12 protein-coding genes and 1 riboswitch are annotated in these 13,179 nt (G+C 64.3%); of the genes, 4 read left to right on the forward strand and 8 right to left on the reverse strand.

What is annotated here, in order from left to right; all coding sequences use genetic code 11:
- Positions 1–43: 43 nt before the first annotated feature.
- From IC234_RS03910 to IC234_RS03925, 4 genes are all read right to left on the reverse strand, one after another.
- Positions 44–1,195, reverse strand: a complete 1,152-nt coding sequence (locus IC234_RS03910) for an outer membrane beta-barrel protein (protein WP_190922512.1) — start codon at positions 1,193–1,195, stop codon at positions 44–46.
- Positions 1,196–1,219: 24 nt separating this feature from the next.
- A complete protein-coding gene (locus tag IC234_RS03915) occupies positions 1,220–2,281 on the reverse strand; it encodes a hypothetical protein (RefSeq protein ID WP_190922513.1) in 1,062 nt (353 codons plus the stop codon).
- A gap of 8 nt (positions 2,282–2,289) precedes the next feature.
- Positions 2,290–2,847, reverse strand: a complete 558-nt coding sequence (locus IC234_RS03920) for an RNA polymerase sigma factor (RefSeq protein ID WP_223827447.1) — start codon at positions 2,845–2,847, stop codon at positions 2,290–2,292.
- A gap of 96 nt (positions 2,848–2,943) precedes the next feature.
- Positions 2,944–4,296 carry a chloride channel protein gene (locus tag IC234_RS03925; RefSeq protein ID WP_190922514.1) on the reverse strand — a complete coding sequence of 451 codons (1,353 nt, stop codon included), beginning with the start codon at positions 4,294–4,296 and terminating at the stop codon, positions 2,944–2,946.
- Positions 4,280–4,352: riboswitch (Fluoride riboswitch) on the reverse strand. It overlaps the preceding gene by 17 nt.
- Positions 4,353–4,460: 108 nt before the next feature.
- Here IC234_RS03925 and IC234_RS03930 point away from each other — a divergent pair.
- Positions 4,461–5,453: an ABC transporter ATP-binding protein gene (locus tag IC234_RS03930; protein ID WP_190922515.1), complete on the forward strand. Its 993-nt coding sequence runs from the start codon at positions 4,461–4,463 to the stop codon at positions 5,451–5,453.
- A gap of 95 nt (positions 5,454–5,548) precedes the next feature.
- On the opposite strand, the gene IC234_RS03935 is transcribed toward IC234_RS03930, so the two are convergent.
- Together IC234_RS03935 and IC234_RS03940 are read right to left on the reverse strand one after the other, a co-directional pair.
- On the reverse strand, positions 5,549–5,908 hold the full coding sequence (locus IC234_RS03935) for a CoA-binding protein (RefSeq protein WP_190922516.1): 360 nt from the start codon (positions 5,906–5,908) through the stop codon (positions 5,549–5,551).
- A gap of 135 nt (positions 5,909–6,043) precedes the next feature.
- The gene (locus IC234_RS03940; RefSeq protein WP_190922517.1) at positions 6,044–7,612 is read right to left on the reverse strand and encodes an NAD(P)/FAD-dependent oxidoreductase; all 1,569 of its coding nucleotides are present in this window, start codon (positions 7,610–7,612) and stop codon (positions 6,044–6,046) included.
- Positions 7,613–7,820: 208 nt separating this feature from the next.
- Between IC234_RS03940 and IC234_RS03945 the strand changes: the two genes are divergently transcribed.
- Positions 7,821–9,140: an MFS transporter gene (locus tag IC234_RS03945; RefSeq protein ID WP_190922518.1), complete on the forward strand. Its 1,320-nt coding sequence runs from the start codon at positions 7,821–7,823 to the stop codon at positions 9,138–9,140.
- An 18-nt stretch (positions 9,141–9,158) separates the two neighbouring features.
- Here the strand turns inward: IC234_RS03945 and IC234_RS03950 are convergent, their stop codons facing one another.
- Together IC234_RS03950 and IC234_RS03955 are read right to left on the reverse strand one after the other, a co-directional pair.
- Positions 9,159–9,434: a hypothetical protein gene (locus tag IC234_RS03950; protein ID WP_190922519.1), complete on the reverse strand. Its 276-nt coding sequence runs from the start codon at positions 9,432–9,434 to the stop codon at positions 9,159–9,161.
- Positions 9,435–9,598: 164 nt separating this feature from the next.
- Positions 9,599–10,594, reverse strand: a complete 996-nt coding sequence (locus IC234_RS03955; protein WP_190922520.1) for a tryptophan 2,3-dioxygenase family protein — start codon at positions 10,592–10,594, stop codon at positions 9,599–9,601.
- A gap of 255 nt (positions 10,595–10,849) precedes the next feature.
- On the opposite strand from IC234_RS03955, the gene sdaAB reads away from it, so the two are divergent.
- Entirely contained in the window at positions 10,850–11,530 is a 681-nt protein-coding gene (gene sdaAB / locus IC234_RS03960) for an L-serine ammonia-lyase, iron-sulfur-dependent subunit beta (RefSeq protein WP_190922521.1), read from the forward strand.
- A gap of 72 nt (positions 11,531–11,602) precedes the next feature.
- A complete protein-coding gene (locus tag IC234_RS03965) occupies positions 11,603–13,144 on the forward strand; it encodes a TolC family protein (protein ID WP_190922522.1) in 1,542 nt (513 codons plus the stop codon).
- The last annotated feature ends 35 nt before the right edge of the window (positions 13,145–13,179 follow it).

Here is a 13,179-nt window from a genome sequence, read left to right on the forward strand (position 1 = left end):
ATTTTCCGAAGGCGCTTTTTCAAGTTGTCCTGCCGCGCTAGGCTTAGAAGCCGATGATGTTCAAGCCGAAGGTTAGGAGATGGGTCTGAGGGCCTTTGCCTTCCTGAAACAGCTCGTTCATGTTGTACTTGGCGAAAAGCTGCAGGGCGTGGAAGCCGATTTCGCCCTGCACCCCATACTGCCAGTTGTTGAGATTCAGCGGGCCGGAGATTTTGTCTTCGTGCTTATAGTCGCTGCCGGCCACCTTGTATTCGGTTTTGGTATTGCTGGCCAGGCGGTAGCCCCCGAAGCCGCCGATGCCGGCCGAAAGTGTGCGTTTGTCTTCCTTATTGCGCAGCTGCAGGCGCAGCATCACGGGCAGGTTCAGGGTGCCGATGTAGAGCTGGGCTTTGTCGATTTGCTTGGCATCGGGGGCGCGCTCCACAAAGGTGGCGGTGCTGCTCTGCATCCACTGGTCGTTACCGTTCAGCTGCAGGTAGTTGCCGCCGAACTCAGGGCCAAAGGTGAGGGCCAGCTTGGAGCGTTTGGTGTAGTGTAGCGCCTGCACGTAATCAAGGCCAAAATTAATGTAGGTCGAGCCCCAGGTGCTGAGCGAGGGCGTGACCAGCGCTGCCGTCGAAGTTGAGTTCACCAGAGTGGTGAGGCCAATGTCGAAGCGCAGGTCCACGTGGTGACGGTCGTAGGCGTTTTCGCGCTTCAGCGAGTCCTCTTTGGTCTTAGCCTTGCCGTTTTTGCTGCTGATTTCGAAAGAGTTTTTGCCGTCGCCGTCGTTGTAGGTGGTGATGCCGAACTTCTTGTTCAGGTACACCTGCGTTTTGGTGGGGCCTTTGGTGCCGTCGGTGCCAGGCTTGTGCGCCGTGATGCGGATTTCCTCGGGCAGGTTCTGGCCGGGCTGGTCCTTGTCGGGGTAGAAGCGCATCGTCACCTGGTTGGTGGTGCCGGCCTTGGCCGCCGCCTCGGCCTGGGTGATGTAAGTGGCCAGGCGGGTCGTGAGCGAGTCGAGGTGGTAGTTTTTAAGCTGGCGCAGTTGAGCGGCGTCGCGCACCGTCACGGTGAGGGTGGCTTTGTTGGGCAGGCGCATCACAATGGTGTCTTGCACCGTGGCGGGCACGGCCAGGCGGGCGGCGCGGGCCTCGTTCAGGCCCGCGGTGAGTCCGGAAAGCAGCAGAAAAAAGGGGAGAAAAGCGCGTTGCATGATTTCTAAAAGAAGAAGGGTGAATTACAATTGAATGGATTTGCTGACGGTGCGGCCCGCCACCGTGGCCCGCACGGTCAGGTTTTCGGGTAGGCCGGCCACTTCGGCCAGGCTCACCCGCTCGCCCCGCACCAGGTTGCCGGCTTGTTGGAGCAGGCGGCCGCCGAGGCGGCGGCGGGCGGCGGGCGCCTCGCTCGATGCGACGGCCGAGGAGCTGGTTTGGGCCAGCCGGGCCGCCGAGGCATCGCCGGTGCGCACGTCCACCGTTATCAGCTCGTGGGTGCCCACGGGGACGATTTCCGGCGTGGTGGCGGGCAAGGTTTGGGCGGCCACTACCGGGGCCGGGTCCGGGGCCTGCCGCCGCTCGTCAGCAGCGATGGCCGGGGTCGGCTGGGCAGTGGGGCGAGTAGCTGCGCGGGCCACGAGGGGGGCTTGTTCGGGGGCTGCGTCCAGCCGCCGGGCGGGTCCTGTCAAGTGGCGGGGCGACTGCTCGGAAGCTGCCTGGCCGGCCTTTGATGCGGTAGATGCGATGTCGGAGGGGCGGGTTGCCCGGAGGGTTGCATTTTTTTGCACAGATTCAGCCAGAATATTTTTCGTCTGCTCAACCGGCTTAGCGGCCGCGATGGAGGCCGTTTTTTCGGCTTGCTCCGCCATGCCCGCGCCCTGTGGCAAGTCCGACGCTGCGGTTTGAGCTTGCTGGGAAGCAGCCGTCCCGCCCGATTTCTGCGACGCAACGGTGCCGGTGGCGGGAGTGCCGGCGGGAGAGCCCAACCACAGCTTTGTGCCACCCACCACTAAGAGCAGCGCCACAGCGGCTGCCAGGGCCATGGGCCACCACGCGGCGGCGCGGCGCTTGCGGGGCCGCAGGTGCTCGTCCTCGAGGCGCTCCCACAGCTCGCGCCGGGGCGGGGTGGCGTGGGCGCTCAGCCGCTGCCGAAACAGCTCGTCGAGGCGAGCGTTGGGCGCCGGGGCGGCGGGCTCGGCGGGGGCAGCGGCCTGCAGGCGGGCCCACAGGTCGTCGGCCGGCGGCGTGGCGTGGCCGTCGAGCTTCTCGCGGAATAAGTCGTCGATATCTTCGGGAAACATAGGTCTGTTTAGTTGCTGGCGATGGCAGAAAACTGAACCCGCCGCTGCAGCATGGCGCGGGCCTTGCTCAGCTGCGATTTGCTGGTGCCTTCGCTGATGCCCAGCAGCTCGGCAATTTCCTGGTGGCCGTAGCCTTCCAGGGCGTAGAGGTTGAAGACGGTGCGGTAGCCCGTGGGCAGAGTGGTGAGCAGCTCCATCAGGTCTTCGGCCTGCAATTGGGTGTCGGCGGTGGCGGCGGTAGTGGCCAGGTTTTCGGGTTGGGCAAAATCTTCAAACGACACCGTCATCATCTCGCGCTGGCGCAGCTGCATTAGCGCCTCGTTTACCATGATGCGGCGCACCCAGCCCTCGAAGCTGCCCTCGAACCGGTAGGTGGGCAGGGCCCGGAACATCTTGGCAAACCCCAGGATGAGGGCTTCCTCGGCGTCTTCGCGGCGCTTGAGGTAGCGGCGGCACACGGTGAGCATGAGTCCGGCCAGCCGGTCGTAGAGCTGGCGCTGGGCCCGATGCTCGCCGCGCACGCAGGCAGCGATGAGTTCGGCTTCGTTCACGGTAAGGGTGGGCAAAACGCAGAAAGGATGGTGAGTTAGCGCGGCAGATGCCGAAAGGGAAGCCGGGGTTGCCTGGCCTGGTAAAAATATTATGCCCGCTTCGTCGCACCGTTATAAGTCGCCCAGGCGGCGGCCTTGTTGGCGGCCCAGGCGCGGGTGCTTGGCTTGGCCCACCACCTGCGCGGCGTAGATGCCGTGGTGGCCCGAAAGCAGGTAAGCCACCACGCACGTCAGCCCCAGGTACACGCCGGCCTTCGCCCCGAACAGCTCCAGCCCCATGAGGGTGCAGGCCAGCGGGGTATTGGCCGCCCCTGCAAACACGCCCACAAAGCCCATGGCCGCTAGCAGCGCCACCGGCAGCGGCAGCACCACCGCCAGCGCGCTGCCCAGCGCCGCACCAATGAAAAACAGCGGCGTCACCTCGCCGCCCTTGAAGCCGCAACCCAGCGTAAGGGCCGTCAGGGCCAGCTTCAAGGCCCAGTCGGTGGGCGGGAGCGGATGCCGGAAAGCCTCAACTATCATCGGAATGCTCAGCCCGCTGAACCGGTCGGCGCCCAGGCCCCACAGCAGCAGCGCCAGCACCACGCCGCCCACCACCGGCCGCAGCGGCGGGTAAGCAATGAGCGCAAACCAGCGCCCCACCGCGTGCGTGAGGCCCCCAAACAGCCGCGCCACCAGCCCGCACAGCCCACCCACGAGCAGCGTGCATCCCAGGCCCAGCGGCGTGAGCGCCAGCGCCGGCAGCTCGGGGTAGGGCGTGTGGCCCACGCCCCAGGCCCGGGTCACGGCATCGGCCACCACGGCGGCTAGGAAGCTGGGCACCAGCGCCTCATACCGAAGGAAGCCCAGCAAAAAAACTTCCAACCCAAACACCGCGCCCGCCAGCGGCGTGCCAAACACCGAGGCGAAGCCCGCGCTCATGCCCGCCACCAGCAGCAGGCGCCGGTCGCGCGGCCGCAGCCAGCGGCGCAGCTGGTCGGCCAGGGCGCCGCCCATTTGCACCGCCGTGCCCTCGCGGCCCGCCGAGCCGCCCGCCAAGTGCGTGAGCAGCGTGCCGCCCAGCACCAGCGGCACCATGCGCAGCGGCAGCGTCTGGCTGGGCCGATGGATTTCGTCCAGAATCAGATTGTTGCCGCGGCCGGCCCGCTCGCCGTAGTAATGGTAGGCCAGGCCGATGACCAGCCCGGCCACGGGCAGCAGCGCCAGTGCCCAGGCGTGGGCTTCGCGCCAGTGCGTCACCCAATCCAGCCCCACCAGAAAGCCGGCCGAGGCCGTGCCCGCCAGCGCACCCACCACGGCGCTAATCAACAGCCAGCGCAGCAAATACAGCGCCGCCGAAGCGGTGCCTCGTGTTTGAAAGCGGGGTAAGAGAAAATCGGAAAAGGGAAAGCGAGGCGGCACGGCGCGAACGTAAGATGAGCTGGTCGGCCCGGCCTGCGGGGCCGTCCGTTCGGTAGGAATCATCAGCGCGGAGCGGGGGCTCCGGCGGTTCGCGGTGGAAATCCATCACCGTTGGCAGGGGTGGCAAATATAGCGCAAGGCCGGTTTTGGGCCGCTGCGGCGTTATTTCCGGGCCGCGCATCGGTTATTTGCCGGGCCATCGCCCTTTTGCCCATTCCCTTTTTTCCATGGAACTGCTCACGGTCACCAACATTAGCCTGACGGAACAGGGGAATGAAGTGTTGCGCAACATCACGTTTTCACTTCCTGCCCACCGCAAGCTGGCCTTGGCCGGCGAATCCGGCACCGGCAAAAGCACCTTACTGCAAATCATTGCCGGCCTCACGCAGCCCAGCACCGGCGAGGTGCGCGTGCAGGGCGAGCGGGTGCGCGGGCCGGTCGAAACGCTGGTGCCGGGCCACCCCGGCGTGGCGTATCTGTCGCAAAAGTCGGACCTGCCGCATTCGCTGCGCGTGGAGCAGGTGCTGCGCTACGCCAACAAGCAGCCGGCCGCCGAAGCGCAGGCCCTGTTTGCCCTCTGCCGCATCGACCACCTGCTCACGCGCCGCACCGACCAGCTCTCGGGCGGCGAGCAGCAGCGCGTAGCCCTGGCCCGCCTGCTACTAGGCGCCCCGCGGCTGTTGCTGCTTGATGAGCCCTTTTCCAACCTCGACCGGGTGCACAAGCGCACGCTGCAGGGCATCATCGAAGAATTGGGGCCGCACCTGGGCATTACCTGCCTGCTGGTGTCGCACGACGCGGCCGATACTTTGCCCTGGGCCAATGAAATTTTGGTGCTGCAGCGCGGCGAAATGGTGCAGCGCGGCACGCCGGCAGAGGTATATCATCGGCCCGTAAATGAATACACGGCGGCGCTTTTTGGCGATTACAACCTACTGCGCGGCGCCGCGCGCCAGGCACTGGGCCCGGTTCCGAAGTCGCGCCGGGGCCCGGCAGGCGGTGCGCTGCTGGTGCGGCCCGAAAGCTTTGTTCTTGCCCGTGGGGCCGGCGGGGTCCTCCCCGGCGTGGTAAGGACGGTGCGGTTTTACGGCAGCTACTACGAAGTGGAAGTGGCGCTGGCTGAGGAAACAGTGCGCGTGCGCCAGGGCCGGGCCGAGGTTGCGCCCGGCGATGCGGTCAGCCTCACCCTGGCCAGCGGCAGTGGCTGGCCCATCAACTAAATCGGGCCCCGACTTCTACCAAATGCAAAGCACCGGCCCTGTGTAGTGCCGGTGCTTTGTCACGTGTGCATTGGGCGATGCCCGGTGCTTGCTGCTTAATACTGTCCGATGGACAGCAGCACCAGCGTGCAGGCTTCTTCCGTTTGGATGCCGCGCTGTTGGGCCAGGCGTTCCAGCTCCGGATTTTCGGTGCCGGGGTTGAAAAGGATGCGCTTGGGCTGCAGGTCGAGGATGTAGTCGTACCAGGCGGGCTGGTTTTGCGGGCCCACGTAGAGCGTGACGGTGTCGATGTCTTTTTCCTGAGGGCGGTCGGTGCGAATGGGCAAGCCGGCCACTTCACCTTTGCGAATGCCCACCGGCACCACTTCATGCCCGTGCCGCTTCAGCATGTGGGCGGCCCGGAAGGAATACCGGTCAGGATTGTCGGAGGCGCCAAGAACGAGGGTCTTTTTCATGGATGATGCGATGCTAAATGAGGAAATGCCACCGGGCCGTTTGTCGCTACACTGGTAAGAATAAGGCCGCCAAGCCCGGTGAAGTGCCGCTGCTCAAGCCGGGGATGTGGTGGCCTGAGCGCCGGTTCTTGCCTTTTACGACAAAATCGCGAAAACCGCTTCGGCGCACCGTTCGCCGTCCATGGCCGCCGATACAATGCCGCCCGCGTAGCCCGCGCCCTCGCCGCACGGAAACAGCCCCGCCACCTCCGGGTGCTGCAGCGTGGCCGGGTCGCGCGGAATGCGAATGGGGGCGGAGGTTCGACTTTCCACGCCCACAATCTGCGCGGCGTTGGTGGCGTAGCCGGGAATCTTGCGGCCGAAGTCCTGAAAGCCTTGGCGCAGGCGCTCGGCCAGGTTGGGGCCCAGCACGTCGTCCATGCGCACCGACACGAGGCCGGGCTGGTAGGAGGTTTCGAGCAGGCTGGCCGATGTTTTTCGTTTGAGGAAGTCGCCTAGCAGCTGGGCCGGCGCCTGCTGGGTGTTGCCGGCCGCCGCGCAGGCCCGTTGCTCCAGCGCCTGCTGAAACCGCAGGCCCGCCAGCGGGCCGTGCTGGCGCAGGTCGAGGTCGGCCAGCTCCATGGCGGCCACAATGCCGGAATTGGCAAAGCGGGAGTCCCGGCGGCTCGGCGACATGCCGTTCACCACCACCTCGCCCTGGGCCGTGGCCGCCGGCACAATGAACCCGCCCGGGCACATGCAAAACGAAAACACGCCGCGCTGCTCGCCCTTCACCTCGGTTTGGTGCACCAGCGAGTAGGAGGCGGCCGGCAGCAGGCCGCGGTCGGTGCGGCGGTACTGGGCCTGGTCAATCAGCGCCTGGGGGTGCTCCACGCGCACGCCCATGGCAAAGGGCTTGGCTTCGATGAGCACGCCCCGCTGGTGCAGCAGTTCGTAGATGTCGCGCGCCGAGTGGCCCGTGGCGAGAATGGTGGCCTGGGCTTCCAGCGTTTCGCCCGCGGCCGTCACGACGCCGCGCAGCCGGTTGCGGTCGAGCAACAGGTCCGTCACCCGCGTTGCGAAGCGCACTTCGCCGCCGGCCTCTATGATGGCTTCGCGCAGGGCCTGCACCACGGCGGGCAGTTTGTTGGTGCCGATGTGCGGGTGGGCGTCCACCAGAATATCGGGGGTGGCGCCGTGCTGCACCAGTCGGCGCAACACGCGGCCCACGTCGCCGCGCTTGGTGGCGCGGGTGTAGAGCTTGCCGTCTGAATAAGTGCCGGCGCCGCCTTCGCCAAAACAGTAGTTGGAATCGGGATTTACCAACTGTTCCTTGTTGATGGCCGCTAGGTCGCGCCGCCGCGTGCGCACGTCGCGGCCACGCTCCAGCACAATGGGTTTCAAACCCAGTTCCAGGCAGCGTAGCGCGGCAAACAAACCAGCCGGCCCGGCGCCAACTATCAAAACCTTAGGTGTAGTTGATTTAACATTTGGATAAACAAACCAAGGGCCAAACAAGTCACGTGGTGGTGTATTTGTGTAAACATCGGCCCGTAATCTAACTTGCGCTTGCCGGCCCCTTGCGTCAATAGAACGCTTTTTTAAATGCACAAAGTCAGCTTCGCCAGCTCTTAGACCAGCGTGTTTGAGGATGGCTTCGTAGCGAGCAAACTCATCAAAGGCCACTTCAGGGCTAAGTAAAAGCTCAACTTCTTTTTTAAACATATGTGTAAGAAAGGTATTTATCCTTTTGAGAAACAAGTGGTTCAAATAAACCAAAGCAAAGGTACGAACATACCGAACCCTGCACTTCCTTAGAGACAACCCAGAACCAGCGTGAGCCCCCGTAAGATTCACTGCTGTCTGTTCACTGTGTCGTGCCTATACCCTGCCCGAAAGCATCCTATGCTTCGCGCTTTCGTTAGTTTGCCGCATGGCTGATATTTCAACTGCTTCCCCGGCGTCGCGCTTTCGTTCCATTATTAGCGGTTCCATTGGCAACTTGGTCGAGTGGTACGACTGGTATGCCTATTCGGCATTTGCCCTCTATTTCGCGCCCATATTCTTTCCCAACGGCGATGCCACGGCCAAGCTTCTGAATACCGCGGCCATTTTTGCCGTGGGTTTTCTGATGCGGCCCATTGGCGCATGGCTGCTGGGGGCCTACGCCGACCGACACGGGCGGCGGGCTGCCTTGCTGCTGTCGGTCCGGCTCATGGCCGGTGGCTCGCTGCTGATTGCGGCCACGCCGGGCCATGCGCGCATTGGGGTGGCGGCCCCTGCCTTGCTGCTGCTGGCCCGCCTGGTGCAGGGCATCAGCGTGGGCGGCGAATATGGTACGTCGGCCACGTACTTAAGCGAGATGGCCGGGGTTCGGCACCGCGGTTTTTGGTCCAGCTTTCAGTACCTCACGCTCATGGGAGGGCAGTTGTTGGCGCTGCTCGTGCAGTTGGGCCTGCAGCAGGTGCTGAGTCCGGCCCAGATGAGCGAGTGGGGCTGGCGGGTGCCGTTCGTGATTGGGGCTTTGGCGGCGCTGGGCGCCTTGTACCTGCGCACGCACATGAGCGAAACGGCCGCTTTTGAGCAACACCGGCAGGCCGCGGATGCCAGCGCGGTGCCGGGCGTTCGAGCCTCGGTGCCCAGCCAACTTCGGGTGCTGGCGCAACACCCCAAGGCCGTGCTCACGGTGGTGGGCCTCACGCTCGGGGGCACCCTGGCTTTTTACACTTACACTACTTACGCGCAGAAATTCCTCGTGAATACCTCGGGCTTCAGCAAGGAAGCGGCCACGCTGATTTCGTTTGGCGTGATGGCCGTAGCGCTGCTGTTCCAGCCACTGCTGGGCGCCATTTCCGATAAGGTGGGGCGCCGGCCTGTGCTGCTCATGTTCGGCGTCGGGGCCACGCTGGGCACGGTGCCGCTGCTACGCCTGCTGGCCAGCACGCACGACGCCTGGGTGGCGGCGGGCCTGCTCATTGCGGCGTTATTCGTGGTGAGTGGCTACACGTCCATCAGCGCCGTTGTCAAAGCCGAGCTGTTTCCGACCGAAATCCGGGCCCTGGGCGTGGGGTTACCGTTTGCGCTCACCGTGGCCATTTTTGGCGGCACAGCCGAGTACGTGGCCTTGTTTGCCAAGCAGCGCGGGGTGGAGGAGTGGTTTTACTGGTACGTCACGGCCTGCGCGCTGCTGTCGCTGGTGGTGTACTGGCGCATGAGCGAAACCCAGGCCGAAAAAGGCCACCTGGTGGATTAGGCGCGGCCAGAGCACGCGTTATTTTGACTCAGCGGGCGTCGGCGGTGTGCCGGCAAAGCCGTTGGCCAGCTTGCCCAGGTCGATGTGCGACCGGGCGGTGTTGGTGTACACTTCGGTGAGCATGCCCGACAGCGCTTTGGCCACTTCCGGCCCACTGCGCGCCATGGTGCCCGAGATGACTCTGTAGTAAAACGCGGCGAGGGCGTCGCCGTCCCACATGCCGCGCAAGTTGTCGTGCAGGGCGCGCGCCTGCTCGAGGGAGGTGTCGATGATTTTCTGGTCAGTTTCGGTCATGGGGCGGTGCGCGGTGCGCAGTGGATGCCCTTAGGTACGGCCGGCTCCGCTGCGGGTTGGGGCAACCGGGGCTGGCAGGCGCCATAACGCAGCAATGGCCGGCAGCGCGCCAAGCCGAAGCTTGGTGGTGCGCTGCCGGCCATGCGGCCAAGGGAACCGGGCTGCTAGTGCGCGCCCACGCCTTCTTCGAGCACGCTCTCTACCCAGCCTTTGCCCCAGTCTTCGAGCTCCTGGGCGCTCCAGAGCTGGGGGTAGAAGATGCGGCGCTGAAACTTGGGGGGCAGGTAGTTGCGCCAGTTGGTGCCACCGGTGGCGGCCACGTCGGTGGGGTTGCGGTGCAGGTAGCGCACCGCCGATTTGAAGTGCATGAGCGGCCAATTCACGTTCACGCTCACGTCGAGCTGGCGCATGGCGCGCAGCAGGCGCGGGTGGTGGCGGTCTTCTTCGGGCAGACGCTGCACTACGGCCCACACGTTGCGGTCGTGGTAAGCTTCGGCGTGGCGCACGAGGTCGGCGGTGTATTTTCGCTCGAACTCAATCAGCGTCAGGGCCTTGGCGCCGCTGGCCTCGATAGTGGCGCCGGCTTTCCAGTAGATGCAGCCCAGCAGCTGGTCGAAATCGTGGGCCGAAGCCTCGCCCAGGGTCTGGCGCTTCACTTGGTCGGTCAGGTTTTCGAGGGCGGTGCTGGCAATCTCAATCATGCGGTACTGCACGCTCTGGAAGCCCGAGGCCGGCATGAGGGCCATGCGAAAATCCAGAAACTGCTGCTTGTCCATGCCGTCGACCATCACGTCGAACGAGTCGATGAGGTTCTCGAAATAGCGGTTGATGCGGCCCAGGCGCAGTACGACCTCGCCCAGCGTGGGCTGTTGAAGGTCGCCGATTTGCTCGTACTCGCAGAGGCAGAGCTTGAAATACAGCTCCGAAATCTGGTGGTACATGATGAAAATCCGCTCGTCGGGCAGGTTGGTGAGCGGGCGTTGAAGGGAAAGTAAAGTGTCTAGCTCGATATAATCCCAGTAATTGATGTACTTGGCGTGGTAGAGTCCTTCGAGGTAGGCGGCCAGGTCCTGGCCGTCGGGAACGTATTTTTCCTGCAGCCGTCGGAGTTGGGCCAGTACGGCAGGGGAAAACTCGTCCGGGGTGGGAAGGTCGGACATAAGAAAAAGGGGTAATGGTGGGAGGGAAATGCCTGGGTGGAGGCAGGGCAAATATCGACAAAAACCTGAGGTTGCAAGCCACGGATTTAGGCGGCGTGCCGAACATTTAACTACGGTAGCGGTTAAGCGGCATTTTGGCGGCGGGTTTTGGCTCGGGCGCGGGCCGGCGCCGGGCGTTGGAAGGGCCGCGCGGCGGTAGATTTGGGGGCCGTCCGCTACTTTTAAGCCCCCAACCGTAGAGCGCGGCGCAAGTCCATGGCCGAAAAATCCAGCATTTTTGATATGATTGGTCCCGTGATGATTGGGCCCAGCTCGTCGCACACGGCTGGCGTGGTGCGCATTGCGCGCGCCGCCATTCGCATTCTGGGCGCCGTGCCCACCGAGGCGGTCATCACCTTCTACAACTCGTTTGCCCGCACTTACGAAGGCCACGGCTCCGACCGCGCCATCGTGGCGGGCCTGCTGGGCTACGCGCCCGACGACACCCGCATCCGCACGGCCTTCGACCACGCCGCGGCGGCCGGCCTGCGCTACACCTTCCAGAGCGTGGGCAATGCCTCTACCATGCACCCCAACACCATCAAGCTGAACTTGCTGGACGGCGCCACCGGCCACCGCGTGGAGGTGGTGGGCCAGAGCCGCGGGGGCGGGGTCATCCGCGTGGTGGAGGTCGACGGCTTTCCAGCCGATTTTTCGGGCGCGCTGCACACGCTCATCATCGATGCCCACGACGTGCCGGGCTCCATTGCCTTCATTGCTTCCGTCATTGCCCACGACCAGTGCAACATCGCCACCATGTTTGTGAGCCGCAAGGGCCGCAATGATGCGGCCCGACAATTCATTGAGATGGATAGCCCCATCAAAGAAATAACCCTGCAGTACCTGCGCCAGCTAAGCTGGGTGCAACGCATCACCTACATTCCCACGCTGGAATAGGAGGTGGGTAATAAAAATGACGAATTGCCGATTACAACCCTGCTACTTCCGCATAAAACACTTTTCTGCAAAATGAAACGACGGACTATTCCCGCTTCGATGAAGCACGGGCTCCTGGCCGGCTTGGCCGGCGCGTTGGCGCTGGCGCCGGCGGCCCGGGCCCAACAAACGCCGGCCGTGCCGGGGGCGCCGCCCGCGGCGGCCCCCAGCGGCACGGCGCAGGCCCTGCCCACCGGCCCCTGGTCGCTGCAAAGCGCCGTGGATTATGCCCTGGCCCACAACCTCAACGTGCGCTTGAGCGAGCTGCAGGCGCAAAACAACCAGCAGGTGCTGCGCCAGAGCCGCGCCGCGCTGCTGCCCTCGGCCAACCTGAGCGGCTCGCAGTCGTGGCAGTACGGCACCAGCGTGAACCCGCTCACTTACGAGTTTCAGAGCAACACCGTGCGGGCCAACAACTTTGCTGGCATTGCGCAGCTCACGCTCTTTCAGGGCTTCCAGCTGCGCAATACCATTCGGCGCAACGACCTGGATTACCAGGCCAGCTTGGCCGACATTGAGAAGGCCCGCAATGATTTGAGCCTGAACGTGGCGTCGGCGTTTTTGCAGCTGGTGCTGGCCCAAGAGCTGGTGCGCGCCAACCAGACGCGCGTGGAAAGCGACCAAGCCCAGATTGCCCGCACCAGAATTTTGCTCAAAGCCGGCAGCATTCCCGAAAGCACCTTGCTCGACAGCCAGTCGCAGCTGGCCACCGACGAGCTGAACGTGGTGACGGCCCAGAATCAGGCCGATTTGGCCCGCCTGTCGTTGCTCCAGCTTATGAACATCGACCCGGCTAACGCGGCGGGGTTTGCCATTGAGGTGCCCCAACTGCCCGACCCCGACGAGGAAGGCGCCCTGGCGCTGGATTTGAACGCCACTTACCAGACGGCGGCCGGCCGGCTGCCCGAAATCCGGGCGGCGGAGCTGCGGGTGCAAAGCGCCCGCCGGGGCACCGACCTGGCCCGCGGCGGCTATTACCCGCGCCTGGCCCTCACGGGGCAGGTATTTTCGGGGTATTCGTCGGTGCGCACGGTCACCTCGGTTGGCAACGACTCGACGGCCCGCCGCACCACGTTCTACGTGAACAACGGCGGCGTACAGACTCCGCTCACCGTGACCACCTATCAGCGCAATATCCTGAGCCTGCCGCAGGGGTTCTGGGACCAGCTGAACCAGAACCTGGGCCAGCAAATCCAGTTTCAGCTCAACATTCCCATCCTGAACGGTTTGCAGGTGCGCACCGGCGTGCAGCGCGCCATCATCAACGAAAAGGCCCAGACCGTGCGCGCCGAGCAGGCCCGCCTCACCCTGCGCCAGAGCATTGAGCAGGCCTATGCCGATGCCCGCGCGGCCCAGCTGCAATACGCTGCCGCCAAGCGGCAGGTGGTGGCCCTCACCCTCACGCAGCGCAATTCGGAAATCCGCTTCAACAACGGGCTGCTGAACGGCACCGAGTTCAACATCGCCAAAAACAACCTCAACTACGCCGAGTCGAACCGCATTCAGGCCAAGTACAGCTACATTTTCCGGCGCAAGGTGCTCGATTTCTATCAGGGCAAGCCGCTGGCGCTGTAAGCGGCCCGGGCGCGGGCCCACTTCCCTCACACTTT

Origin of the sequence: Hymenobacter armeniacus (genome assembly GCF_014699055.1) — a bacterium.
GTDB classification, from domain to species: Bacteria; Bacteroidota; Bacteroidia; order Cytophagales; family Hymenobacteraceae; genus Hymenobacter; species Hymenobacter armeniacus.